Annotated in this window: 22 protein-coding genes and 1 riboswitch; of the genes, 14 read left to right on the plus strand and 8 right to left on the minus strand. The window is 74.4% G+C overall.

Going from position 1 to position 24,530, the window contains the following annotated elements; translation table 11 throughout:
• Nucleotides 1-51: 51 nt before the first annotated feature.
• Both ABRQ22_RS12730 and ABRQ22_RS12735 read right to left on the minus strand, forming a co-directional pair.
• Nucleotides 52-669 carry a DUF1992 domain-containing protein gene (locus ABRQ22_RS12730; RefSeq protein ID WP_353706987.1) on the minus strand — a complete coding sequence of 206 codons (618 nt, stop codon included), beginning with the start codon at nucleotides 667-669 and terminating at the stop codon, nucleotides 52-54.
• A gap of 66 nt (nucleotides 670-735) precedes the next feature.
• Nucleotides 736-1,353, minus strand: a complete 618-nt coding sequence (locus ABRQ22_RS12735) for a hypothetical protein (protein ID WP_353706988.1) — start codon at nucleotides 1,351-1,353, stop codon at nucleotides 736-738.
• Nucleotides 1,354-1,589: 236 nt separating this feature from the next.
• Between ABRQ22_RS12735 and ABRQ22_RS12740 the strand changes: the two genes are divergently transcribed.
• The 3 genes from ABRQ22_RS12740 to ABRQ22_RS12750 all read left to right on the plus strand — a co-directional run bounded on the left by ABRQ22_RS12740 (nucleotide 1,590) and on the right by ABRQ22_RS12750 (nucleotide 4,286).
• Nucleotides 1,590-2,771 (plus strand): pyridoxal phosphate-dependent aminotransferase, encoded by a 1,182-nt coding sequence (locus ABRQ22_RS12740; protein ID WP_353709552.1) that lies wholly within the window; start codon nucleotides 1,590-1,592, stop codon nucleotides 2,769-2,771.
• A gap of 151 nt (nucleotides 2,772-2,922) precedes the next feature.
• Nucleotides 2,923-3,813, plus strand: a complete 891-nt coding sequence (locus tag ABRQ22_RS12745; protein WP_353706989.1) for an endonuclease/exonuclease/phosphatase family protein — start codon at nucleotides 2,923-2,925, stop codon at nucleotides 3,811-3,813.
• Nucleotides 3,814-3,857: 44 nt separating this feature from the next.
• A complete protein-coding gene (locus ABRQ22_RS12750) occupies nucleotides 3,858-4,286 on the plus strand; it encodes a DUF1761 domain-containing protein (RefSeq protein ID WP_353706990.1) in 429 nt (142 codons plus the stop codon).
• Here the strand turns inward: ABRQ22_RS12750 and ABRQ22_RS12755 are convergent, their stop codons facing one another.
• On the minus strand, nucleotides 4,287-4,676 hold the full coding sequence (locus ABRQ22_RS12755) for a hypothetical protein (RefSeq protein WP_253051646.1): 390 nt from the start codon (nucleotides 4,674-4,676) through the stop codon (nucleotides 4,287-4,289). It lies immediately after the preceding gene.
• Between the two features lie 215 nt (nucleotides 4,677-4,891).
• Here ABRQ22_RS12755 and ABRQ22_RS12760 point away from each other — a divergent pair, with 215 nt between their 5' ends.
• Entirely contained in the window at nucleotides 4,892-5,809 is a 918-nt protein-coding gene (locus ABRQ22_RS12760; RefSeq protein WP_253051647.1) for a LysR family transcriptional regulator, read from the plus strand.
• An 8-nt stretch (nucleotides 5,810-5,817) separates the two neighbouring features.
• Here the strand turns inward: ABRQ22_RS12760 and ABRQ22_RS12765 are convergent, their stop codons facing one another.
• Entirely contained in the window at nucleotides 5,818-6,363 is a 546-nt protein-coding gene (locus tag ABRQ22_RS12765; RefSeq protein WP_253051648.1) for a pyridoxamine 5'-phosphate oxidase family protein, read from the minus strand.
• A gap of 105 nt (nucleotides 6,364-6,468) precedes the next feature.
• On the opposite strand from ABRQ22_RS12765, the gene ABRQ22_RS12770 reads away from it, so the two are divergent.
• Nucleotides 6,469-7,962: a lactate dehydrogenase gene (locus ABRQ22_RS12770; RefSeq protein WP_353706991.1), complete on the plus strand. Its 1,494-nt coding sequence runs from the start codon at nucleotides 6,469-6,471 to the stop codon at nucleotides 7,960-7,962.
• Nucleotides 7,963-8,084: 122 nt separating this feature from the next.
• Complete coding sequence (locus ABRQ22_RS12775; RefSeq protein WP_353706992.1) at nucleotides 8,085-8,948, plus strand: formate/nitrite transporter family protein; 864 nt, start codon at nucleotides 8,085-8,087, stop codon at nucleotides 8,946-8,948.
• Nucleotides 8,949-8,987: 39 nt separating this feature from the next.
• Here ABRQ22_RS12775 and ABRQ22_RS12780 read toward each other — a convergent pair whose 3' ends face one another.
• From ABRQ22_RS12780 to ABRQ22_RS12790, 3 genes are read right to left on the minus strand one after another with little or no spacing between them, the layout of a single operon-like run.
• On the minus strand, nucleotides 8,988-9,353 hold the full coding sequence (locus ABRQ22_RS12780) for an SdpI family protein (protein WP_353706993.1): 366 nt from the start codon (nucleotides 9,351-9,353) through the stop codon (nucleotides 8,988-8,990).
• 23 nt (nucleotides 9,354-9,376) lie between these two features.
• Nucleotides 9,377-11,194 carry an ABC transporter ATP-binding protein gene (locus ABRQ22_RS12785; RefSeq protein ID WP_353706994.1) on the minus strand — a complete coding sequence of 606 codons (1,818 nt, stop codon included), beginning with the start codon at nucleotides 11,192-11,194 and terminating at the stop codon, nucleotides 9,377-9,379.
• Nucleotides 11,191-13,152, minus strand: a complete 1,962-nt coding sequence (locus ABRQ22_RS12790; RefSeq protein WP_353706995.1) for an ABC transporter ATP-binding protein — start codon at nucleotides 13,150-13,152, stop codon at nucleotides 11,191-11,193. The genes ABRQ22_RS12785 and ABRQ22_RS12790 overlap by 4 nt, the downstream gene beginning before the upstream one ends.
• Before the next feature lie 168 nt (nucleotides 13,153-13,320).
• A riboswitch (glycine riboswitch) is annotated at nucleotides 13,321-13,428 on the plus strand.
• A 131-nt stretch (nucleotides 13,429-13,559) separates the two neighbouring features.
• Between ABRQ22_RS12790 and gcvPB the strand changes: the two genes are divergently transcribed.
• The 5 genes from gcvPB to ABRQ22_RS12815 all read left to right on the plus strand — a co-directional run bounded on the left by gcvPB (nucleotide 13,560) and on the right by ABRQ22_RS12815 (nucleotide 19,405).
• Nucleotides 13,560-16,673: an aminomethyl-transferring glycine dehydrogenase subunit GcvPB gene (gene gcvPB, locus ABRQ22_RS12795; RefSeq protein ID WP_353706996.1), complete on the plus strand. Its 3,114-nt coding sequence runs from the start codon at nucleotides 13,560-13,562 to the stop codon at nucleotides 16,671-16,673.
• A complete protein-coding gene (gene gcvT / locus ABRQ22_RS12800; RefSeq protein WP_353706997.1) occupies nucleotides 16,670-17,941 on the plus strand; it encodes a glycine cleavage system aminomethyltransferase GcvT in 1,272 nt (423 codons plus the stop codon). Before gcvPB ends, gcvT begins: the two co-directional genes overlap by 4 nt.
• A 37-nt stretch (nucleotides 17,942-17,978) precedes the next feature.
• The gene (gcvH, locus tag ABRQ22_RS12805; RefSeq protein ID WP_253051657.1) at nucleotides 17,979-18,356 is read left to right on the plus strand and encodes a glycine cleavage system protein GcvH; all 378 of its coding nucleotides are present in this window, start codon (nucleotides 17,979-17,981) and stop codon (nucleotides 18,354-18,356) included.
• 331 nt (nucleotides 18,357-18,687) lie between these two features.
• Nucleotides 18,688-18,897, plus strand: a complete 210-nt coding sequence (locus ABRQ22_RS12810) for a helix-turn-helix transcriptional regulator (RefSeq protein ID WP_253052488.1) — start codon at nucleotides 18,688-18,690, stop codon at nucleotides 18,895-18,897.
• 79 nt (nucleotides 18,898-18,976) lie between these two features.
• Nucleotides 18,977-19,405 (plus strand): (deoxy)nucleoside triphosphate pyrophosphohydrolase, encoded by a 429-nt coding sequence (locus ABRQ22_RS12815; RefSeq protein WP_253051658.1) that lies wholly within the window; start codon nucleotides 18,977-18,979, stop codon nucleotides 19,403-19,405.
• A 133-nt stretch (nucleotides 19,406-19,538) separates the two neighbouring features.
• Here the strand turns inward: ABRQ22_RS12815 and ABRQ22_RS12820 are convergent, their stop codons facing one another.
• Nucleotides 19,539-21,629, minus strand: coding sequence for a glycosyl hydrolase family 28-related protein (locus ABRQ22_RS12820; RefSeq protein ID WP_353706998.1), 2,091 nt, complete (start codon nucleotides 21,627-21,629; stop codon nucleotides 19,539-19,541).
• A gap of 283 nt (nucleotides 21,630-21,912) precedes the next feature.
• Between ABRQ22_RS12820 and ABRQ22_RS12825 the strand changes: the two genes are divergently transcribed.
• The 3 genes from ABRQ22_RS12825 (at nucleotide 21,913) to ABRQ22_RS12835 (ending at nucleotide 24,528) form a co-directional block, all read left to right on the plus strand.
• Complete coding sequence (locus tag ABRQ22_RS12825) at nucleotides 21,913-22,182, plus strand: type II toxin-antitoxin system VapB family antitoxin (RefSeq protein ID WP_253051660.1); 270 nt, start codon at nucleotides 21,913-21,915, stop codon at nucleotides 22,180-22,182.
• Nucleotides 22,179-22,589 carry a type II toxin-antitoxin system VapC family toxin gene (locus ABRQ22_RS12830; RefSeq protein ID WP_253051661.1) on the plus strand — a complete coding sequence of 137 codons (411 nt, stop codon included), beginning with the start codon at nucleotides 22,179-22,181 and terminating at the stop codon, nucleotides 22,587-22,589. The genes ABRQ22_RS12825 and ABRQ22_RS12830 overlap by 4 nt, the downstream gene beginning before the upstream one ends.
• A 70-nt stretch (nucleotides 22,590-22,659) precedes the next feature.
• On the plus strand, nucleotides 22,660-24,528 hold the full coding sequence (locus tag ABRQ22_RS12835; protein ID WP_353706999.1) for a lipase family protein: 1,869 nt from the start codon (nucleotides 22,660-22,662) through the stop codon (nucleotides 24,526-24,528).
• Nucleotides 24,529-24,530 lie beyond the last annotated feature (2 nt).

The raw sequence follows: 24,530 nt of genomic DNA on the forward strand, positions 1-24,530 counted from the left end.
TATCAGCCCGATAGCGACCCCCATGTCGTGCTCGGCGGGGGGGTTGTCGCGTCAGGCGGTCCGGTCGCGGCGGGCGCGCCAGCGTGCGACCTCGTGGTCCACGTCGCGCGTCGGGGTGACCACCGGTGGTCCGCCCAGGAGCTGGCGGCGGGCGTCGACGACGCGCGCGTTGAAGTCCGTCAGGATCTCGCGGACGGTCGTCTCGTCGAGCTCGCGGTCGAGCCGGTCGTCGAGCTCTCGGTCCTCCTGCCGGAGCAGCATCGCGGGCGGTCCCAGCCCGGTGAGCTGCTCGCGCTCGATGACCGACTTGAGCCACCAGTCGGGGTCGTGCGTCCCCGTGAGCCCGGGGATCGGCTTGCCCGCGAGCGGGAGGTCGTCGAACTCCCCGCGTCGGATGGCCTGGTCGATCACCGTGTCGACGTACATCGCTCGGTCCTCGGGTCGTACACGCCGCGGTCCGCGGGAGCCGGCGTCGTCGTCCGGCTCTCGGGACGCCGCGGCGGGCGCCTCGCCCCCCGGCGGAGCGGGCGTGTCCGACCGCCCGGCCTCGTCACGCCCGGCCTCTCCGCGGTCGGACCTCTCGCGCGCGGTCTCGCGGTCGACCCGGTACTGCGCGGCGCGCCGGACCGGGTCGTCGTCCGAGGTGGCGCGGGACCGTCGTCGGAACACGAGAACCTCCCCTGTCGGTGTCCCTCCACCCTAGGCAGGCTCCGCGACGCGGGACGAGGCGGCGGGTCAGCCGTCCAGGAGCGGGTGGTACCGACGCCGCAGCCCGCGGTCGACGGCGGCGACCACCCCGGCCACGGACAGCACCGTGTTCACGGAGGCGGGCAGGTCGGGCACGAACGGCGGCGTCCAGCCGGTGAACCCGGAGACGAGGTCGAGGAGCTGGGGCACCTGCGTCACGAGCGCGACCACGAGCACGACCCACGCGGCGACGCCGACGGCGCGGCTCGCCGTCGGGCGCTCCCGGTCCATGCGGTCGCGCCACGCCTCGGCCGTGCCGGGCATCGGCGGGACGTCCCGGACGTCGCCCACGGCGTCGACGACGCGCACGTACCGCATCCCGTAGAGGCTCATCCGGGCCTCGATCCGCGCGTCGCCGAGGTCGAACCGGGCCCGGGACCGCTGCTCGTCGACGAGGAGCCGGTCGCGGTAGAGCCGGATCCGCTCGTCCCAGTCGAGGAAGTCCACGTCTACGACGTACTCGCGCCCGCCGTGCCACAGCACGAACGCGCTGCGCCACAGCACGCCCCATCCCCGGACCGGCCGGAACGTCTCGTCGCGACCTCCTCGCGCGTGATCGTCCCTCGCCCGGTCCTCGGAGCCGTCGTCCCACACGTCCTCGGCCATGCCGTCCATCCGACCCCGCCGGCCGACGACGGCGCGTCGCCCGGACGACCGATCCCTCGCCGTCGCCGACATCCCTCGAACGGATGACCGACCCGGCGCTGAACCCGGGGTTGTGCGCCGTCCGACCGCCGAACTCGCTCGCAACCCCGGGTCCGGCGCCGTGCGACGGCGACAACCCCGGGGTCGGCGGTGGTCGGGTCCCGTTGACCCGGCATGATGGCTTCATGCCCGGGTCGATGAAGGTCTCACGCCGCTCGCACGTGCCGCCGTTCGCGGTGATGGAGGTGCTCGCGGAGGCGAACCGGCTGCGCGACGCGGGGGCGTCGGTCCTCAACCTGTGCGCGGGCGAGCCGTCGACGGGGGCGTCGGACGTCGTCCGCCGCCGGGCGATCGAGCTGCTGGAGCGCGGCGACCTCGGCTACACGGAGTCGCTCGGCGTCCCGGCGCTGCGCCGCGCGATCGCGGAGCACTACGACCGCTGGTACGGCGTCGAGGTGGACCCGGCGCGCGTCGCGGTGACGACCGGGTCGTCCGGCGGGTTCCTCCTCGCGTTCCTCGCGGCGTTCGACGTCGGCGACCGCGTGGCGCTCGCCCGTCCCGGCTACCCCGCGTACAAGAACATCCTGCGGGCGCTCGGCTGCGAGGTCGTCGAGCTCGACTGCGGCCCGGAGACGCGCTACCAGCCCACGGTGTCGCAGCTCATGGAGGCGTACTACGACGGCGGCCTCGACGGCCTGGTCGTCGCGAGCCCGGCGAACCCGACGGGGACGATGATCCTGCCCGCCGAGCTCGACGCCGTCGCCACGTGGTGCGCCGACCACGACGTCCGCCTCGTGAGCGACGAGATCTACCACGGCATCACGTACGGCGACCCGGGCGCCTCGCCCGCCGCGCTGCCGACCGCGGCGCGGTACGTCGGCGAGGGCGCCGTCGTCGTCAACTCGTTCTCCAAGTACTGGGCCATGACGGGCTGGCGGCTGGGGTGGCTCGTGCTGCCCGACGAGCTCGTCGGTCCGGTCGACGCGCTCGCGGGCAACGTCGCGCTGTCGCCGCCCGCGCTCGCGCAGCACGCGGGCGTCGCGGCGTTCTCGCCCGAGGGGTACGCGGCCGCCGCGGAGAACGTGGCGCGCTACGCGGCGTCGCGCGAGCTCGTGCTGTCGCGGCTCGACGACCTCGGCTGGTCGCGCGTCGCCCCGGCCGACGGCGCGTTCTACGTCTACGCCGACGTCTCCGGCGACGGCCTGGACTCCGTGACGTGGTGCGAGCGGCTGCTCGCCGAGGCGGGCGTCGCGCTGACCCCGGGCACCGACTTCGACGGCGTCCGCGGCGGCGACTGGGTGCGCCTCTCCTTCGCGGCCGCTCCGGAGACCGTCGCGGAGGCGGTGGAGCGCATCGTCGCCTGGCGCCGTACTCGCTGACGAGGTCGCGACGGCGGACGACCGCCCCGACACCGCGACCCGCGGGCCGAGAGCGCGACCGGCGCCCAGGGACTGGGTGCTCCCGCGGCCCGGAGGTCGCTGTCTCGCCGGTGTGGTCGCAAGGATCGTCCGTCCGCGCGAGGATCGTGCGGTGCCGACCGCCGCCGCCTCACCCGGACTGCCCCCGCGACCCGACGGCGCGCTGCGCCTCGCGACGTTCAACGCGCTGCACGGCGCCGCGCTCGACGGGACGGTCGACGTCGAGCGGTTCGCGCGCGCCGTCGCGTACCTCGACGCGGACGTGCTCGCGCTGCAGGAGGTGGAGCGCGACGCGCCCCGCTCGCAGCGTGCGGACCTCGTCGCCGTCGCCGCCGAGGCGCTGCGCGCCGACCACCGGCACTTCTCCCCCACCTTGCGCGGCGTCTCGGGTGCCTGGGTGCGCGCGGCGCGACCCGGTGCGGGCGTGCGGCGCGTGCCGGGCGTCGCGTCCTACGGGATCGGGCTGGTCAGCAGGTTCCCGGTCGCGCGGTGGTCGCGGCTCGAGCTCGACCGGATGCCGTGGCGCTCGCGCGTCCGGCGACGGACGCCCGGTTCGGCGAGCGGGGCCGCGCGCCTCCTCCCGTTCCGCGTGGTGCCGGACGAGCCCCGCGCGGCGCTCGCGGCCGCCGTCGTGACGCCGTGGGGACCGCTCACGGTGGTGACGACCCACACCACGTCCCGCCCGGAGTTCACCGCGGACCAGTTCCGGTCCCTCGTCCGGGCGTGCGCGCCGCTCCCCCGGCCGCTCGCGCTGCTCGGCGACCTCAACCTGCGCGCGCCGGAGCCTGCGGAGCTCAGCGGCTTCACGTCACTCGCCGACGTGCTGACCCACCCGACGGACCGGCCCGTCCGCCAGATCGACCACGTCCTCGTCGACGCCACGCCCGGGCAGGCGACGATCCGTGCCCTCGGCCCCGCGACGGCCGTCGACACCGGCCTGTCCGACCACCGCGCGGTCGTGGTCGACGTGGTCGTCGGACCGCAGGCGGGCGCCACCGCCTGAGCGCTACGCTCCGAGCGACGGCGTCGACGCGAGGGAGCGGTCCGATGGTTCCGGAGATCAACTACTGGGCGGTGCTGGCCGCGACGGTGTCGAGCATGGTCGTGGGCTCGGTCTGGTACACGCCGAAGGTGTTCGGCACGTACTGGATGCGCGTCGCGAAGGTCGACCCGTCCGGCGAGGGCAGGGACGCCGTCGTGCCGATCGTCGTCACGGTCGTGGTCAGCTTCGTCACCGCCTGGGTGCTCGCCGGGGCGACGTACCTCGCGTGGTCCTTCTACGGCGGCGCCTACCTGGGCAACGCCCTGCTGACCGCCCTCGTGCTGTGGGCGGGGTTCACCGCCGCGCGGTTCGTCACGCACGACGCGTTCGAGGGCCGGCCGGCCGGCCTCACGGTCCTCAACGTCGCGCACGAGCTGGTCACCGTGCTCGTGATGGGCCTGCTGATCGGACTCGTCACGCCCGCCGGGGTGTAGTCAGGCGGCGAGCCCGACCTCGCGCGGCGAGGGGTCGCCGTCGGGCAGGGCCGACTCGGGGGCGGTGGCCGTGACCGCGCCGGGGACGACCGCGGGGGCCGGGGCCGCCACGTCGTCGACGGTCGCGCGGCGGCGCGCCCGCGCGCGGACGATCACGACGATCGCCTGCACGCCGATGAGGATCCACACGATGTTGGCGGCCACCGACGGCCACACCCCGTTCGCGGCCGCGACCATGCCCATGAGGCCCGCGGCGGTGAGGTTGGTGAGCTGGAACGGGGCGGACGACGCGGCCCAGCGGCCGCGGCTGACCATCGCGTAGGCGACGACTCCGGCGGCGGCGCCGATCCAGCCGAGGAACATGACGAACGCGTCGAGGGTGACGGGCACAGCGGTACTCCGGTGACGAAGAGGGGTGGAGGGGGTACCGCGACGCTGCGGTGGCTGTGCGCTCCGGGCCGATGGCTGGTGGCGCGGGTGGTGCGGAAGCTCGGGCGCCGACCCGTAAGGAGGAGGAGTTAACCGACCGGCGCCACGACAAGTGTGAGGCCTCGCGCGCTTCAGCACAATCGAAGGATTCTGCACCGGCCGTTTAGCATATCTACATGGCGACGGACCCACGCAGACTTGGCTTTCTCCTTGCCGTGCACCGTGGCGGGGGCATTCTCGCGGCAGCAGACCTTCTGCACGTCACCCCGTCCGCGGTCTCCCAGCAGATCCAGCGGCTCGAGGCCGAGGAGGGCGTCGCGGTCCTCGACCGCGGACCACGCGGCGTGACCCTCACGCCGGCCGGGCGCGTGCTCGCGGAGACGGCTGAACGCATCGAGACGGAGCTCGTCGAGGCGCGCAAGGCGCTCGCCGCGCTCGGCGACGAGGTCATGGGCCGCGTCGCGGTCGGGTCGTTCCAGACGGCGATCCGCGCCGTCGTCGCGCCCGTCGCCGGGCGCCTGGCCGAGACGGCGCCCGGCATCGAGCTCGACGTCCAGGAGCGCGAGCCCACCGAGGCGCTGCGCCTCCTGCGCGCGGGCGAGCTCGACGTCGTGCTCCTGGAGCGCGACTACGAGGCCGACTCCCCCGCGCCGCGCGGCACGCGCGAGATCGTGCTGCTCGACGAGCCGTGGCGGCTCGTGGTCCCCGCCGGGATGTCGACTCCGACCCGCCTCGACGACGTGCGCGACGCCGTCTGGCTGGGTCCCGAGCCCGGCACCGCCGCCGCGCGCGCCCTGCGCCGTCTGGCCCGCGGGCTCGGCGGGACGCTGCGCACGCGGCACAACTACTACGACTTCGACGTCGCGCTGTCCCTCGTCGCGGCGGGGCTCGGCGTCGCGATGCTCCCGGCGCTCGCCGTGGAGGGCGGCGCGTCGGACGAGGTGCCCGACGGCGTCACGGTCGTCGGCCTGCCCGGCCTCGGCTCGCGCCGCCTCGTCGCGCGCCACCGCGCGACCCGGCACGAGCCCCGGCCGGTCGTCTCCGCGGTCCTCGACGAGATGGTCGCCGCCGCGGCCGACATCGCGTTCGCGTGACCTGGTCTCTACCTCGGCGGGAGGTCGAAGCGCGTGGCGCCGTAGGGCTCGGCCGTGCCGAACGCGAACACGCGCTCGGGGATCAGACGGTAGACCGCCCATGGCGGCGGGCCGGCGGACGGTGCGCTGAACTCGGCGGTGAGCGCGTCGCCGTCGACGGTCGCGGGCCACCCGTCGGCGCGGAAGCCGGCCGCCGCGCGTTCCAGGGCCTCGGGGTCCGTGACGCGCTCGGCCCTGCCCTCGACGGTGAGGTCGAACGGCTCCGTCGCGACCGTGAGCGTGCAGCGCGGGTCGCGGTGCAGGTTCCGGTTCTTGCGCGTGCCCTCGCCGGAGCACAGGAAGATCTCCTCGTCGAGGACGAGCGCGCCGAACGGCACGACGTGCGGCTTCCCGTCGGGGTCGGTCGTCGCGAGCCACGTCGTGTGCCGGTTCGGCCCGCCGGACCCGGGCTCCTGCGGGAGCCGGCCGAACAGCGTGTCGTGCACGCGCGCCCACTCGATGGGCGGCGTCCCGTAGCCGTCGAGGTTCTTCACCGTCGGGTCGGCGGTCGTCATCGTCCTGCTCCTCTCGTTCCCGCTGCGTCGAGATGGTCACCCGTCCTCACCTGTCACGACGCGCCCGGGCGCCCGGACTCATCGGTCGGGACGTAGCCTGCCGGGGTGGACGTAGCGGTGGTGGGGGCGACGGGCGACGTCGGCCGGCAGGTGTGCACGCAGATCGTCGAGCGACGGGTGCTCCCGCCGACGGCGCGGCTCCAGCTCGTCGGCCGGGCCGGTGGGGCGTCGGGTCGGGCCGTGCACGGGCTGCGCGCGGACCTGGTCGACGCGTACGACGAGCACGCGCCGCTCCTCGACGTCGCGCACTCCCCCGAGGACGTCACGGCCGACGTGATCGTGGTCGCCGCCGGGCTCACTCCCCCGGCGCGCACGGGCGCCGACCCCGACCGCCGCGTCCTCGCCGCGACGAACGGCGCCGTCCTCGCCGAGTACGCGGACGCGATCGCGCGCCACGGATCGGGGCACGAGGTCGTCGTCGTGGTGACGAACCCCGTGGAGCTCGGCGTCGCCGTCATGGCGGAGCGGCTCGGGCGGCACCGCGTGCTCGGGATGGGCGCGTGGCTCGACACGCTGCGGTTCCGGCGCGAGCTCGCGGTCGAGCTGGGCGTGCGCCGGCACCGCGTCGGCGGGTTCGTCGGGGGCCAGCACGGCGAGGACGCCGTCCCGCTGTGGTCGACGGTCCGCGTCAGCGGTCTCGACGCCGACGAGCGGGCCCGCGCGGTCGCGGCGCTGCGCCGGGGCCGGACGCTCGACGCGCTGCCCGCCGAGATCGCCGCGGCGAAGACCGAGCTGGCGCGCGTCGCGACGGCGGACATGGGCGCGGCGTTCGACCTCATCGACACGTGGCCCGCCGACCTGCGGCTCGTGACGCGACCGTGGATGACGCACCAGTCGGGAGCGAAGACGCCCGCCGGGACGGCCAGCGCGACGGTCGACCTGCTCGAGGTGATCCTCGACGGCCGCGAGATCGTGGTCGCCGGGCAGGTCGCGCTCGACGGCGAGCTCGACGGACGGCTCGACGGACCGCTCGACCGGACCCTCGCGGGGCACGACGGCGTCCCGCACCGCGGCGTGCTCGGCGTCCCGGTGGTCCTCGGGCCGGGCGGGTGGACGCGGGTGCTCCTCGACGACCTGCCCGACGACGAGGCCCGGCGCCTCGCGGACGCGGCGGACGGCATCGAGCGGATGGTCGCCACGAGCACGGTGTCGCGGGACGACGACCGGCCCGCCGGCCGGGAGCGGGCCCGGACCGGTGCGCCCGTCCCGGGTGCGTCGTCCGCGACCGGCGACCGGGCGCCGTCGGGCCGGGCCGGGGCGGAGGCCGCGTGGGTCGCGACCGTGCACGGCCTCGACCAGCCGGGCACGCTCACGGCGCTGACCGGGGTGTTCTCGACGCGCGGGGTCAGCTTCGACTCGCTCGCGACGGAGCCGGTCGACGACGACGGCCGGGCGGGGCGGATCGTCGTGACCTTCCGCGCGACGCCGCGCCGCACGCGGGCCCTCGAGCGCGCGGTGCGGCGCCTCGCGACGGTCCGGTCCGTCGTCGTCGAGCCCGCGTCGGGTGCGGAGTTCTCACAGGGTGGCCCCGCGCGCTGAGCGACCCCGGTAACGAGGTCGCTCCCCGGCGGGAACGCGGGCGAAACCGCGGGTTCCTAGCGTGGGACGCGCCGTCGGGCGCTCCCCTGCCGCGACGTCGCCTCAGAGACCGGAGCCCGCCCATGTCCTACGTCAAGCCCGCCGAGCTCGTCCCGACGATCATCGACGCCGGTGCCAGCAAGGTCCTGCTGTCCACGCGCGACACGCTCGTGCGGTCCGCGATGGGCGGCGCGATCCTCGCGATCGCCGCCGCGTTCGCGGTGACGGTCACGGTCACCACGGGCCACGCGATCCTCGGCGCCGTCCTCTTCCCGGTCGGGTTCATCCTGCTGTACCTGCTCGGGTACGACCTGCTCACCGGCATGTTCGTCCTCGGCCCCCTGGCCTGGCTCGACAAGCGTCCGGGTGTCACCGTGCGCGGCGTCCTGCGCAACTGGGGCCTCGTGTTCGTGGGGAACTTCCTCGGCGCGCTCGCCGTCGCGGTGATGATGGCGATCGTCGTCACCTACGGGTTCGACACCCCGCCCAACGAGGTCGGTCAGGCGATCGGGCACATCGGCGAGGGCCGCACGGTCGGGTACGCGGAGCACGGGGCGTCGGGCATGCTCACGCTGTTCGTGCGCGGCATGCTGTGCAACTGGATGGTGTCCATGGGCGTCGTCGGCGCGATGATCGCGAAGGACGTGCCCGGCAAGGCCGTCGCGATGTGGATGCCCGTGATGCTGTTCTTCTTCATGTCGTTCGAGCACTCGATCGTCAACATGTTCCTGTTCCCGTCCGGGCTGCTGCTCGGCGGCGAGTTCACGATCATGGACTACCTCGTCTGGAACGAGATCCCCACCGTGCTCGGCAACCTCGTCGGCGGGCTGCTCCTCACCGGCCTCCCGCTCTACCTCACCCACGGCCGCCCGGCGTCGCGCCGCCCGGCCCAGGAGTCCCGGCCCGGCCCGACGGCGGAGCGTGAGCTGGTCTCCGAGCCCGCCTGACGCGGGGCCCGCCCGACGCGATCCCGACCCGAGCGCGCGTCACCGGCTCCGGTCGGCCTCGCGTCGCACGGCGCGCGTCCCGACGACGAGCCCCCCGATCGTGAGCGCGAGCGTCAGGCCCGTCGCGACCAGCACGACGACGAGACCTGCCTCGTCGCCGACGAGGAACAGGGCCGGGGCGGCGGCGACGAGCACCCAGCCCGCGGCCTCGCTCAGCGGCCGGGCCGCCCGGTGGGCGGTGCGCCACGCCTCGTCGCTCGCGAGCGTCGTCGCGGTGCGGATCCCGGCGAGCTGGTTGCGCCCGAGGCGCCCGGGCGCCGTCGCCCGGGCGCACCAGACGAGCAGGACCCCGGCACCGACGAGCACGAGCAGGAGGACGACGTCGGCGATCGTGTCGGCGGTCATGTCCCCACCCTGTCAGACGGCCGTCACCGGTAGGCGCGGGCCTGGAGCGCGTACATCTCGGCGTACGACCCGCCCGCGGCGGCGAGCTCGTCGTGGGTGCCGAGCTCGGCGACGCGGCCGCCGTCGAGCACGACGATGAGGTCGGCGTCGCGCACGGTCGAGAAGCGGTGCGAGACGAACAGCGTGACGCCGCCGGACGTGCTGCCCGTCCGGTGCGCGGTCTCCGTGAACCGCTCGAACAGCGCGTGCTCCGCGGTCGCGTCGAGCGCGGAGGCGGGCTCGTCGAGCGCGAGCAGGAGGGGGTCGGCGCGCAGCAGCGTGCGGGCCAGACCGAGCGTCTGCCACTGCCCGCCCGAGAGCTGGGCGCCGTCCGCGTAGCTCGTGCCGAGGACCTGGTCCAGGCCGTCGGGCGAGCGCTCGACGATGGGGCGGGCGCGGGCCTCGTCGAGCGCGGCCCACAGGACGTCGTCGTCGTGGAGCGCGTCCACGCGCCCGATCCCGACGTCCTCGCGCAGCGAGAGCTCGAGGCGTGCGAAGTCCTGGAACAGCGTCGCGACGCGCGACTGCCACGCGCTGGGCGCCACCTCGGCGAGGTCCACGCCGTCCGCGAGGATGCGGCCCGACGTCGGCCGGTACAGCCCGCACAGGAGCTTGACCAGGGTGGACTTCCCCGCGCCGTTCTCCCCCACGAGCGCGACGGTCGCGCCCGCGGGCAGGTCGAGGCTGACGCCGTCGAGGACGGGCCGGTCCGCGCCCGGGTAGCCGAAGGTGAGGTTCTCGACGCGCAGGCCGCCGGTGAGGTGATCGGGTAGCTGCCCGACGGCGGTCGCACCCTCGGCGGGCGCGCCACCCGCGACGCCGGCCGCGCCCGGCGGCGTCGCCGTCGCGCGCAGCTCGAGGAGCTTCTCGACCGTCCGTCCGGCGTCCTGCAGGTTGCCGAACAGCGACAGCGCGCCCGCGACCTGCGTGCTGACCTGGATGGCGAGCGTGACGACGAGCACGACCTGGCCGATCGCCGCCGTGCCCGACGCGGCGCTGCGCAGCACGAGGAGGACCGCGGCCCCGTAGGCGAGCGCGAACCACACCTGGCCCGCCGCGCGCAGCAGCGCGGAGCGCCGGTGCGCGCTCCACAGGACCGCGGTCGTGCGGTCCCACGCCGCGCGCTGCCGGTCCGCGACGAGGTGACGCGCGCCGAAGAGCCGGATCTCCTTGGCCGAGGTGCCCGTCGTCCCGGCGGTGACGAGGTGCCGGGAGAGGCGTACGTCGTCGGCCGCGGCGTCGCGCGCCCGGTCGAGCACGCGCTGCGCGCGGTCGGCGAGCCAGACGGGCGGCAGCGCTGCGAGGGGCAGCAGGAGCAGCCACGGCTCGACGAGACCGAGGATGACGGTGGTGACCAGGACCTGGAGCACCATGCCGCCGAGCTGGAGCGTGCCCTCGAGCGCGAGCCGGACCCGCTGCAGGCCCTCGGTCACCGACGTGAGGAGGCGGACACGGTCCGGGTCGTCGAGCTCCGCGAGGTCGGACGAGCCGTGCGTGAGCTGGGCGACCTCGTCCAGCAGGTGAAGCTGCTGGAGGTCCGCGACCTCGAAGTACGACAGGTGGGCGAAGTGGCCCAGCATGAGCTCCGCGACGACGAGGGCCGCCACCGCGCACGCGAGCCCGACGGCGCGCGCGACCTCGGTGTCGACCAGCGCGTCGGTGAAGAGGCCCAGCCCGACGCCGACGAGGGGGCCGGCGAGGAACCCGATCGTCAGCAGCACGCACGCGACCAGCAGGCGGCGCCGGTCGGTCCGCCAGGCGTGGGCGAGCATGAACCGGGCGGCGAGCGCGACGCGCTTCATCGGGCACCTCCGGAGGTCACGGCGGTCGGGGCGCCGGTGGCTCGGGCATCACGGTCGGGACCGAGGTCGGGGTCGGGGCCGTCGGGTGAGCCGTCGCGGAACCGGCGGGCCTGGAGGGTGAAGAGCTCGGCGTAGCGGCCGTCGGCGTCGAGCAGCTCGTCGTGCGTGCCCTGCTCGACGACGCGGCCCTCCGCGACGACGACGATCTGGTCGGCCGGGCGGACCGTCGAGAAGCGGTGCGAGATGACGACGGACGTCACGGCGCGCTCGCCCGCCACCGAGGCGACCGCGCCGTGGGCGAGGAAGCGCTCGAAGAACTCGGCCTCGGCGCGCACGTCGAGCTGCGCCGTCGGCTCGTCCAGGACGAGGACGTCGGCGCCGCCCGCGACCGCGAGGAGGGCGCGTGCCAGGGCGACCCGCTGCCACTGCCCGCCCGAGAGGTCGCGGCCCCCCGCGTACCCGCCGGAGAGCACCGTGTCGGCACCGTCGGCGAGGCCGTCCACGACGCCGTCCGCGCCGGCCGCGACGATCGCCTCGCGCAGCCGGTCGGCGTCGTCGCGCAGCTCGGGCGCGCCGAGCCCGACGTTGTCGGTGACGGAGAGCTCGAGGCGGACGTAGTCCTGGAAGATCAGGGCGAGACGGCGCCGCCACGCCTGGAGCGGGAGGTCGCGCACGTCCACGCCGTCGACGGTGATGCGCCCCCGCGTCGGCTCGTAGAGGCGCGCGAGGAGCTTGGTGGTCGTGGTCTTGCCGGCGCCGTTGAGCCCGACGATCGCCGTCGACGTGCCCGGGACGAGCGTGAGGTCGAGGCCCCGCAGGACCCACGCGCCGTCGTCGGAGTATCGGAACCACACGTCCTCGAAGCGGATCACGCCGTGCGGGACGGGGACGTCGTCGTCCTCCCCGGTGCGCTCGGGCGTGGCCGACCGCAGGCGCTGCTCGAACCGCTCGAGCGCGTCGAACGACAGCAGGCCGAACTGCGTGCGCACGTCGCACTCGGGGAAGTACACGCCGAACCGCAGGGGGATGAGCACCGCCTGGATCGCGACGCCGAGCGCGAAGAGGTCGAGCGTGTCGTCGACGGCGACCAGGACCAGGACGATCGTGCCGCCGACCAGGCCGATCGCCGAGAACCCGACGAACGGCCAGAGCTGGAGCCGACGGTTGACCGCCCACTGCGGCTCGAGGTAGGCCATCGTCTCCCGACGCAGACGGTCGCGCAGCCACCCGAGGAGGCCGAGGAGGCGGACCTCCTTGGTGACCCCGGGCGTGGTCGCGAGCTCCCGCAGGTAGTACATCCGGCGCCGCTGGGGGTGGAGGGTCTTCCAGATCGGGGTGAGCTTGCTGAACGTGCCCCGCACCCCCGCGCGCATGGCGAGCGCCGTCGCGAGGATCACGGCACCCGCGACGGGCGAGACGACGGCCGCGACGAGCACCGCCGCGCCGACGACCTGCACGTAGCGGCCGACGAGCGGGACGAGCGCCCCGGCCGCGTCGCCGGGGCTCATGCTCTGGCGCGCGAACGCCGCGCGCGCGTCGGCGACGACGTCGAGCACCTCGGAGTCGTCCAGCAGCGCGAGCGGGGCGTCGGACAGCGCCGCGCCGAGGAGCCGGTCGATGCAGCGCTGGTCGACCCGCCGACCGATCGTCTCGACGATCCCCGCCTGGAACGGCGCGAGGAGCTGCTGCACGACGAGCGCCCCGACCGCGACGCCGAACACCGCGAGGAGGTCGCTCCACCCGGCGCTCGCCGCGCCGTCGGTCATGCTCGGCAGGAGGAAGAGCACGCGGCCCAGGGCGACGATGGACACGAGCGGCAGGAGGGCGAGGAGGACGGTCAGTGCGAGGCCCGCCGCGACGATGGGGACGCCTGCGTGCCGCAGCAGCCCCCACATGGTCGTCCAGCGTCGGACCCGCTCCCCCAGCGGCGGCTGCGAGGCCGCACCTTCGGTCGTCATGACTCCCCCACCCGCGTCGCTCCGTCGCCTCGTCCGCCGCGACGCTAGCGCGGATCGTTCGGGGTCCGTAGTTATTACCCGTTCGATGAGACGGCCGTGGTGCCCGCGGCGCGGCACGCGCCGGGGCCCGACCGGTATGATCGAGCCCACAACTGCAGTACAGCCGCCCGAACCACGACGGGAGAGCTCGGCGCCACGGTCCAGCGGGCCGCCGCCGGCGCCGAAGGAGCAAACCCTCCCCGGGAATCTCTCAGGCCCCCGTACCGTCGTGGCGAGGCAACTCTGGAAAGCGGCCGTGCGCTCGTCGGACCCCCGGCGGTCGCGGCCCACCGACGGTGCAAGTCGGCGCGCCCCGGCCCTCGCGGCACGGCGGACCGGCAAAACTCTCAGGTCGACGCGTGCGTCCGATGACAGAGCGGGGAGGGACCCGCCGTCGTCCCCTCCACCGGGAGTCCCTCGTGACCCAGCCGTCCTTCGACCCCAGCTCACGGCACAACGCCGCGACCGGTGCGTTCGCGCCGCGCCACCTCGGCCCGCGCGGGCGCGAGGTCGGCGTGATGCTCGACCAGCTCGGCTACGCCTCGCTCGACGCGCTCGTCGACGCGGCCGTCCCGGCGTCGATCCGCACCGAGCGCGCGCTCGACCTGCCCGCCGCGCGCACCGAGACCGAGGTGCTGGACCACCTGCGCGCGCTGGCCGGCAAGAACGTCGTCAAGACGCAGATGATCGGGCTCGGCTACTACGGCACCGTCACTCCCCCGGTGATCCGCCGCAACGTCCTCGAGTCCCCCGCCTGGTACACCGCGTACACGCCGTACCAGCCGGAGATCTCGCAGGGCCGCCTCGAGGCGCTGCTCAACTTCCAGCAGGTCGTCGAGGACCTCACGGGCCTGGACGTCGCGAACGCGTCGCTCCTCGACGAGGCCACCGCGGTGGCCGAGGCCGTCGCGCTCATGTGGCGTGCCTCGCGCGCGAAGAGCGGCTACGTCGTCCTGGACGCCGACCTCTTCCCGCAGACGCTCGCCGTGACGCTCGGTCGCGCGCACGCCGTCGGCCTGCCCGTGGTGGTGGCGGACCTCTCGGGCGGCCTGGACGCCGGCCTCGCCGCCGCCCGCGCGGCGGGGGGCTTCCCCGCCGGGGTGGACGACGACGCGCAGCTCGTGGGCGTCGTCGTCCAGCAGTCCGGGGCGTCGGGCCGTGTCGTGGACTGGCGTCCCGTGGTGGCGGAGGCCAAGGACGCGGGCGCGCTCGTCACCGTGGCGAGCGACCTGCTCGCCCTGACGCTGCTGGTCTCCCCCGGCGAGCTCGGCGCCGACGTGTCGGTGGGCTCGGCGCAGCGGTTCGGCGTCCCGCTGTTCTACGGCGGTCCGCACGCCGCGTTCATGGCCGTCCGCAAGGGTCTGGAACGGTCCCTCCCCGGCCGGCTCGTGGGCGTCTCGATCGACGCCGACGGCGACACCGCCTACCGGCTCGCGCTCCAGACCCGCGAGCAGCACATCCGCCGCGAGAAGGCGACGAGCAACATCTGCACCGCGCAGGCGCTCCTCGCCATCGTGGCGTCGATGTACGCCGTCCACCACGGCCCCGACGGCCTCCGCGCGATCGCCGAGCGCACCCACGCCCACGCCACGACCCTCGCCGACGCCCTGCGCGCGGGCGGGGTCACCGTCGAGCACGACACGTTCTTCGACACCGTCCGCACCGTCGTCCCTGGCCGCGCGGAGGCCGTCGTCGCTGCAGCCGCAGCTGCTGGCGTGAACCTGTACAACCCCGACGCTCATCATGTACAGATCGCCTGCGACGAGACCACCACCGCCGCTACCCTCGCCACGGTACTGGCGGCCTTCGGCCTCACAGACCAGGCCTCTACCTCGCCAGACCAGGCCTCTACCTCGCCGGACCAGGCCTCTACCTCGCGAGGTGGAGGCGTGGTCACGAGCGGTGGTGAGGCGGACGGCGAGGCCGCCGTCCCCACCGGCGGCGTCTCGGACGCCCTGCCCGCGGCGCTCCGGCGCGAGACGAGCTACCTCCAGCACCCGATCTTCCACCTGCACCGCTCGGAGACCTCGATGCTCCGCTACCTGCGGCGGCTCTCGGACAAGGACCTCGCGCTGGACCGCACGATGATCCCGCTGGGCTCGTGCACCATGAAGCTCAACGCGACGGCCGAGATGGAGGCGATCTCCTGGCCGGGGTTCGCGGACCTGCACCCGTACGTGCCCGCCGACCAGGCGCTCGGCTACGCGGAGCTCATCGACGGCCTGGAGTCGGCGCTCGCCGAGATCACGGGCTACGCGGGCGTCTCGGTGCAGCCCAACGCGGGCTCGCAGGGCGAGTTCGCGGGCCTGCTGGCGATCCGTGACTACCACGTGTCGCGCGGCGACACGGAGCGCGACGTGTGCCTCATCCCGGCGTCGGCGCACGGGACGAACGCGGCGTCGGCGGCCCTGGCGGGCCTGAAGGTCGACGTGGTGAGGACCGCGGAGAGCGGCGAAGTGGACCTCGACGACCTGCGGGCGAAGCTCGCCGACCACGGCCCCCGGGTCGCGGCGATCATGATCACGTACCCCTCGACGCACGGCGTCTACGAGGAGCACGTGCGCGAGGTGTGCGACCTCGTACACGAGGCTGGCGGCCAGGTGTACATCGACGGCGCGAACCTCAACGCGCTCGTGGGCCTCGCGCGCCCGGGCGAGTTCGGCGGCGACGTCTCGCACCTGAACCTGCACAAGACGTTCTGCATCCCGCACGGCGGGGGCGGCCCCGGCGTCGGCCCGGTCGCGGTCGCCGAGCACCTCGTGCCGTTCCTCCCGGGCGACCCGCTCGCGCCGACGGCGGACGCGGGAGGAGCAGGAGCGGTACCCCAGGCCACGCCGGTCTCCGCGACGCGGTACGGCTCGGCGGGGATCCTGCCGATCTCGTACGCGTACGTCGCGCTCATGGGCCCCGACGGGCTGACCGAGGCGACGAAGACGGCGGTGCTCACGGCGAACTACGTCGCGAGCCGCCTTGCGGACCACTACCCGGTGCTCTACACGGGGCCGGCCGGGCTCGTCGCGCACGAGTGCATCCTCGACCTGCGCGGGATCACGGCGGAGACGGGCGTGACGGCGGAGGACGTCGCGAAGCGCCTCATGGACTACGGGTTCCACGCGCCGACGCTGTCGTTCCCGGTCGCGGGCACGCTCATGGTCGAGCCGACCGAGAGCGAGGACCTGGCCGAGCTCGACCGGTTCGTCGACGCGCTGATCGCGATCTGCGGCGAGATCGACGCCGTCTCCTCGGGCCGCTGGAGCGTGGAGGAGTCGCCCCTGCGCGGCGCCCCGCACACCGCGGCGGCGCTCGTCGCCGAGGCGTGGGACAAGCCGTACTCGCGCGAGCTCGCGGCGTACCCGGTCGCGAGCCTGCGCGCCGGGAAGTACTGGCCGCCGGTGCGCCGCATCGACGGCGCGCGGGGCGACCGCAACCTGGTGTGCTCGTGCCCGCCGGTGGAGTCCTACGTGACGGGAGACCTCGCATGACCGACCAGCAGACCGACCAGCCGACCGGAGACCCGACGGGCCGGCCGGCCGACGAGCCGACGGACAAGCCGACGGACAAGCACAGCCCGCTGCACGACGAGCACGTCGCGCTGGGCGCGAACCTCACGAGCTTCGGCGGCTGGCAGATGCCGCTGCGCTACACGTCCGACCTCGCGGAGCACCGCGCGGTCCGTGAGGCCGCGGGCCTGTTCGACCTCTCGCACATGGGGGAGATCGAGGTCGCGGGACCGCAGGCCGCGGCCGCGCTGGACCACGCGCTCGTCGGCAACCTCACGGCGGTCACGCCGGGTCGGGCTCGGTACACGATGATCTGCCAGGAGGACGGGGCGGTCCTCGACGACCTCGTCGTGTACCGGCTCGACGACGAGCGCTTCCTCGTCGTCGCGAACGCGGGGAACGCGGACCTGGTCGCGCGCGAGCTGGTCGAGCGCGCCGCCGGCTTCGACGCCACGGTCACGGACCAGGGTGCGGGCACGGCGCTCGTCGCGGTCCAGGGCCCCCGCGCGGAGGAGATCGTCGTCGGGCTGACGGACGTCGCTGGCGCGGACGCCGGCTCGGACGCTGCCGAGACCGTGCGCGGGCTGAAGTACTACGCGGCCGCCCCGCTCGCACTGCGGACGGACGCCGGTCCGGTCGACGCGCTCGTCGCGCGCACCGGGTACACGGGGGAGGACGGCTTCGAGCTGTTCGTGCCCGCGGACCGTGCGGCCGACCTGTGGCACGCGGTGCTCGCGGCCGGTGCGCCGCTGGGCCTCGTGCCGGCCGGCCTGTCCGCGCGCGACTCCCTGCGCCTGGAGGCGGGCATGCCGCTGTACGGGCACGAGCTCGACACGACGACCACGCCGTACGAGGCGGGTCTCGGTCGCGTGGTCAAGCTCGACAAGGTCGCCGCCGACGGCACGCCGCTCGAGTTCGTCGGTCGGACCGCGCTCGCCGCGCGCCGGGAGTCCGCGCCCGCGCGGGTGCTCGTCGGCCTGAAGGGGCTGGGGCGCCGTCCTGCCCGGGCGGGCTACGCCGTCGTGCTGCCCGGGACCGAGCCCGGGGGAGCGGTGGGGGAGTCGGCGCGTCGCGTGGGCACCGTGACCTCGGGGGCGCCGTCGCCGACGCTGGGGTACCCGATCGCGCTGGCGTACGTGACGCCCGAGCTCTCGGCGGAGGGCACCGAGCTCGCCGTCGACGTGCGCGGCCGGGCCGAGCCCGTGGTGGTCGTGCCGCTCCCGTTCTACCGTCGTCCCCAGCAGTCCTGACCCCGCAGTCGTCCCGAAGAGCTCGAAGGAGAACCCCATGACCGAGGCCCAGTTCCCGGCCCACCTGCAGTACACGGCGGAGCACGAGTGGATCGACGGCTCGAACCCGGCCGTCGTCGGCATCACCGCGACGGCGGCCGAGGCGCTCGGCGACATCGTCTACCTGGAGCTGCCGGAGGTGGGTGCCGAGGTGACCGCGGGGAGCGTCATCGGCGAGGTGGAGTCCACCAAGTCCGTGTCGGAGCTCTTCTCGCCCGTCACGGGCACCGTCGTCGAGGTGAACCAGGCCGCGATCGACGACCCGGCGGTCGTCAACTCCGACCCGTACACCGACGGCTGGCTCTTCAAGGTCGACGTGGTGGAGACGGGGGACCTGCTCACCCCGGACCAGTACGCGGCGCACGTCGGGAGCTGATCTCCTGGACGAAGTGTGACGTAGATCACACCGCTGAACCGGCGTCAGACGGCCTGTGGAGACCTTCCACCGCGCCGTCCGGCGCCGGTTCCGTCTGTCCGGAAAAGCCCTCTGACCTGCGAAGACCCGGCCACGCGCGACTCGGCCGACCGGCTTCTGACGTTCGGTCAGATCTCGGGGTGAAAAGTCGCGTCATGAACGGGACCTTCGTCCATCTCTTCTTGTAGCAACACACCGGAACTCGCCACGTGGGGATGACGTGACCGGAGAGCACCTGGAGGAGAACATGAGCACGATCGAGCTGGTCCGCCCCGTGGCGGCCCCGTCGGAGATGATCGCCACGCCGATCGCTCCGCTGACCCGCCGCGAGCGGGTCGTCCTGTCCAACCTGTCTGAGGACGTCACGCTCGAGCAGATCGCCACCAAGCTCTTCGTCACGCGCAACACGGTCAAGTCGCAGGTCCGCAGCCTCTACCGCAAGCTCGGGGTCTCGACCCGCGCCGAGGCCGTCGCCTGGGCGCGGGCGGCCGGCCTGCGCTGACCGACGGCCCGTCCACGCCGGCGGGCCGTCGGCGTGACCGCGTCACCCGCACGACACGACGCCGTGCGACACTCCGCGTATGACTCTGCGCAGACTGGTGGTGGCCGCGGCGATCGTCGACGATCTCGTCGCTCCGCGGCTCCTGCTCAGCGCGCGCCGGTCACGGCCGTCGCACCTCGCAGGTCGCTGGGAGTTCCCCGGGGGCAAGGTCGACCCCGGTGAGACCCCGACGCAGGCGCTGCACCGCGAGCTGCGCGAGGAGCTGGGCGTCGCCGTCGAGCTCGGTGACGAGCTCGTGGGGCCCGACCACGGGACGTGGATCATCACGGACCGGCACGTCATGCGCCTGTGGTTCGCCCGGATCACCGCCGGGGAGCCCCAGCCGCTCGTGGAGCACGACGCGCTGACCTGGCTCGACGCCGGGTCCTGGCTGACCGTCCCGTGGCTCGACGCCGACGTCCGGATCGTCGAGGCGCTCGCACGCCAGGTGGCGGCCGAGGCGGTCTGAGCCGTCTGACGCGGCACCCCGTGCCCGAGAGGAACCCGCGCCGACCCTACCGGCCCGCCCGCCGTGAGTGCTGGGTAGGTGTCGTCAGGAGCGCGGTGACACGACAGATACCCAGCACTCGGCGGGGGTGGGGTCAGCCGACCGGCTGGACCCAGGGGGACGGCGCCGGGGGAGCGACGACCGGCGGGCGGTCGTTGCAGCTCGGCGCGTTGGGCACGAACCGGCCGAGCCAGTTCACGGTGCCCGGCTCCCACGGGCTGAGCGACGTGCCGTCGTTGCCGCCGAGGTCCGTGAGCGTGAACTCGGTGCCGCCGTCGGGGAAGGTGAACGCCCCGCAGTTGTTGACGCCTGCCCAGCCGACGTTGCGCGCGTCGACGTTCTCGAACGTCGCTCCGCCGCGCACGCGCGCGCTCACGACGGACGTCCCGGTGCCGTCGACCCGCACGTCCTTGAAGGCGACGCCCTCGATCGCGACCTGGTCCTTCACGCCCCAGTCGGAGACGAGCATGATCGCGTTGTACGTGCTGTCGAGGTAGTGGTCGCCGGTGACGCGGACGTCGGCGTCGATGTCGCGGTCGAGCGCGTAGAACCAGATCGCGCCGAGCCCGATGTTCCAGTTGAGCTCGAGCGTGCCCGCCCGAACGGCGGTGTTGTCGGTGAGGTCGAGGCGCCCCGCGAACGGCTCGGCGCCGAACCGCGACCCGACGTGCAGCCCGCTGCCCTCGCGCACCGGATCGGCGACGAGGTTCGCGCGGACCGTGTTGTCCGTGCCGCCGTAGACCGCGATGCCGTTGGCCAGGGTGTTGGACTGGATCGTGTTGTTCTCGAACACGTTGCCCGCGTTCGCCAGCTTCTCCGACCACATCGCGAGGCCGTCGTCGCCGGAGTTCCGGACGAAGACGTTCCGCACGACCGAGTTCGTCACGCCCCCGTGGAAGTTCAGCGCGTCGGCGATCTGGTCCACGACGACGGTGTTCTCCACGCGCAGGTCGTCCATCGGGCCGTCGAACCACAGCCCCACCTTGGTGTGCTGGATGTACAGGCCGGAGATCGACGAGCTGCTCAGCGCGCCGCCGACGCCGTTGACCTGGTCGGTGTCGACGCGCTCGCGCACGTCCCCGACGATCGCGAAGTCGCGCAGGTGCACGTTCGTGCTGCCGCCCTCGTCGGCGTACCTCCCGTAGAACCCGACGCCGGTGTGCACGGACCCGTCGGGTGCGGGCGTGTCGAGCGCGACCTCCTTGCCCCGGAACACGGTGTACCAGCTCCCCGCGCCCTGGATGGTCACGTCGTCGACGAGCACGTGCCGGTTCACCTGGTAGACGCCCGGCGGCACGTACACCTCGAGCCGGTGCTTCCTGGCGAACGCGATCGCCTTGTCGAGCGCGTCGGCGGAGTCGCGGCGGCCCGTGGGGTCGGCGCCGAAGAGCAGCACGTTCGCCGCGAGCAGGCGCACCTTCGGGGGAGCGACCTTCTCGGAGTCCAGCAGGTCGATCACGGTCCACTCCGCGGCTCCGCTCGCGGGCACCGTGAGTCGGACGACGTCGCCCTTCTTGTAGGTCTGGCCGAGCAGGAGGCGCTGCTCGTCGTAGAACTTCATGGGCCGGAACGGCTTCTCGAACGTCGGCGACGGCGACGTCTGGGCGGGGACGCACGCGCACTCGGTGACCCACCAGCCGGGCTGGAGGAGGTCCGCCGTGGGGTCGTTGGTGAACGGGTACTGGTTGTACAGGTAGGAGTACGCCGAGGTGAGCGTCATGCGCCGGTCGAGCCCGACCTTCTTGCCCTGGCGCAGGACCGACACGTCGAGCGGCGACGTGATCCCGCCGCCCGTGGGGGAGTCGGGGATCGAGTACCGGACCGTGATCGCGTTCGCGTCCGCGGGGAGCGTGAACTCCACGTTCTGCCCCGCCGTGAGCCGGACGGCCGAGCGACCCGACGCCTCGGCCTCGATCGTGTACGCGTCGCGTCCCGGGCCGATGACCGTCCCGGTCGTCACGGCGTTCTCGGCCTCCTGCTCGAGGAACGGGACGGCCGCGCCGCGTCCCTCGATGAGCGCCGGGTCGACGGCGGCCCGGGTCACGACGGCGGGCGCCGGCAGCTGGGGCTTGCCGTGGGCGAGGGCCGACGACGCGGTGCCCGCCACGAGCGTGAGGGCGACGGCCGTGGCGGCTGCGACCCGGGCGCGTCGCCGCGCCACGGGGTGATATGTGCTGCGAATCATCGTTGACCCGTCTTCTCTCGGGAGGCGGTCGGCCTCCGTGCTCACCGGAGGGTGTGCTGACCTCCGGGCCGCTGCGCAGCCGCACCTCCGCGCAGGGTCGTTCGTGCCGAACACTAGAGCGACGTCGATGCGAGCACAAGACTCTGTAGCGATATTGCGATCGTTCGTCTACTTTTTGCGTCGGGTCCTGCCCGTTGGTCGGCGGAGCGCGAGCCGTGGACATCGGCGGGCCACGTGTCTACCTTGGGTAGACGAGCGGTTCTGCCACGGTAGAAAGGTGCCCATGAGCCTCAACATCAAGAACGAGCGCACGCACGCGCTGGTGCGCCGGCTCGCGGAGACCACGGGCCAGTCGCAGACGAGCGCGATCGAGGAGGCCGTCCAGCACCGTCTCGACGAGGTGCTCGAGTCCCGGTCGAGGGGCGACGAGGCCGTCGCCGCCCGACGCGCCGAGATCGCCCGGCTTCTCGACGAGATCCGCGTCGACCTCGACGTCGATGACGTGCGCGCAGCCGAGGCGACGCTCTACGACGAGAGCGGTCTCCCTCGGTGATCGTCGACACGTCCGCGCTCGTCGCCATCGTCCTGGACGAGCCGGGCGCCGACACGCTCTCCGAGATCCTGCTCGCGGCCAGCCGTCCGCGCATGGCCGCCCCGACCCTCGTCGAGCTCTACGCCGTCCTGGACAGCCGATCGTCCCCGGCGCAGCGCCGCCGGCTCGACGCCCTCCTCGAGCTGTACGGGATCGAGGTCGAGCCCTTCACGGCCGAGCACGCCGAGATCGCCCGCGAGGCGTACCGCGAGTTCGGCCGGGGCAGCGGCCATCCGGCGCGCCTGAACCTCGGCGACTGCTTCGCGTACGCGCTGGCCGCGGCGACGCGCGACCGGCTCCTCTTCGTCGGCGACGGTTTCTCGCGCACCGACCTGCGCCCCGCGCACGAGGCCGCACCGCCGGCCTGAGCCGGGTCCGCGCGCCGCGCTCGACTCCGGACGACGCGCGGACCTGCACCGCGCCCGGTACGGTCGCCGCGTGAGCCGCCTCGGAGCCAGGACGCGTGCCTCCGCCGCCGCCGCGGGGGAGAGGGTCCCGCCGTGGGTCTCCGTCACGCTCGGCGTCGTGTGCGCGGTCGTCGGCGCGGTCCTCGTCCTGCGGCCGTTCGCGTCGCTCGCGCTGCTGGTGGTCGCGGTCGTCGTCGGAGCCGTCGTCCTCGGCGTCACGGAGCTCGTCGGGGGCCGGTCACCCGAGCGGCCCGACGACCCCGGTGCGCCGCAGTCTCCGCGGTGGCCGCACGTCGCGCGCGGCCTGCTGTTCCTCGCGCTCGCGGTGGCGGTCGTCGTGTGGCCGGCGGCGTCGATCGTCGTCGTGGCGGTCCTCGTCGGCGTCGGGCTCGTCGTCGCGGGCGTCCTGGACGGGTTCGAGGGGGCCCGGTCGGCCGGCGTCGACCGCTGGACGCGCGTCGCGCTCGGCATGGCCTCGGTGGTGCTGGGCGTCCTGGCCCTCGCGTGGCCGGACGTCACGGTGCTCGTCGTCGCGGTGGTCTTCGGCGCGCGCGTCGTGGTCCTCGGCGTCCGCCTCGTCGTCGCCGGGGTCCGCCGCGCTCGCGGGCCGGCGGGACCGTCCGGCGCCACCGACGGTGCCGTGCCCGGCGGCGGGGGAGGCGCGCCCGCGGCGCCCGGCACGTCCGAGCCTCGCCGCCACGGCCGGGTGGCGCTCGTCGGCGCGGTCCTCGCGGTGGTCGCGGCCGGCGCGCTCGCGGCCGTCAGCGTCGGGCTGCACCGTGCGGCGCCGCAGGTCGACGCGTTCTACGACCCGCCCGCGTCCGTCCCGGGCGAGCCCGGTCGGCTCCTGCGCGCGGAGGCGTTCACGCGCGAGATCCCCGACGGTGCGACGGCGTGGCGCATCCTCTACACGACCACCCGCGACGAGGGCGAGCCCGCGGTGGCGAGCGGGATCGTCGTCGTGCCGGACGCCCTCCGGGACGACGCCGCGCCGCCCGTGATCGCGTGGGCCCACGGCACGACGGGCTTCGCCCGCGGCTGTGCGCCGTCGGTCCTCGCCGAGCCGTTCGAGTCCGGCGCGTTCTTCCTGCTCGACGACGTCCTCGCGCACGGCTGGGCGCTCGTCGCCACGGACTACGTGGGCCTGGGTACCGACGGCCCGCACCCGTACCTCGTCGGGCAGGGCGAGGCGCGGTCCGTGCTCGACGCCGTCCGCGCCGCGCGGGAGCTGGACGGCGCGACGCTCGGCGAGCAGACCGTCGTCTGGGGACACTCGCAGGGCGGCCACGCCGCGCTGTGGACCGGGGCCGTCGCCCCGGAGTACGCGCCCGACGTCCCCCTCGCGGGCGTCGCCGCGCTCGCGCCCGCGAGCGACCTCACCGGCCTCGTGCCCCACCTGGAGAACGTCGCGGGCGGCAGCGTCTTCGCGTCGTTCGTCGTGGAGGCGTACGACGCGATCTACCCGGACAGCGACGCGGCGGGGTACGTCCGGCCCGGTGCGCGGTTCGTCGTGCGGGAGATGGCGTCGCGCTGCCTGTCGGAGCCGAGCGCGCTCGTCTCGGTCGCGGAGGCCCTGTCGATGGACCAGCCGCTGTGGACGACCGACCCGACGACCGGCCCGCTCGGCGAGCGCCTGGCCGAGAACGTGCCGACGGGTCCGGTCGCCGCGCCGCTGCTCGTCGCCCAGGGGGCTTCCGACACGCTGATCCTCCCGACGGCGCAGGAGGCGTACGTCGGCGCGCGGTGCGCGGCCGGGCAGCCGGTCGACTACCGCACCTACCAGGGCCGGGACCACGTCGGGCTCGTGCAGGCGGACTCGCCCGCGGCGACGGACCTCGTGCGGTGGACCGAGGCGCGGCTCGCGGGCGAGCCGCCGACCCCGACGTGCGCCGCCGGGTGACC

It is taken from the genome of Cellulosimicrobium sp. ES-005 (assembly GCF_040448685.1).
Classification (GTDB): Bacteria; Actinomycetota; Actinomycetes; order Actinomycetales; family Cellulomonadaceae; genus Cellulosimicrobium; species Cellulosimicrobium cellulans_G.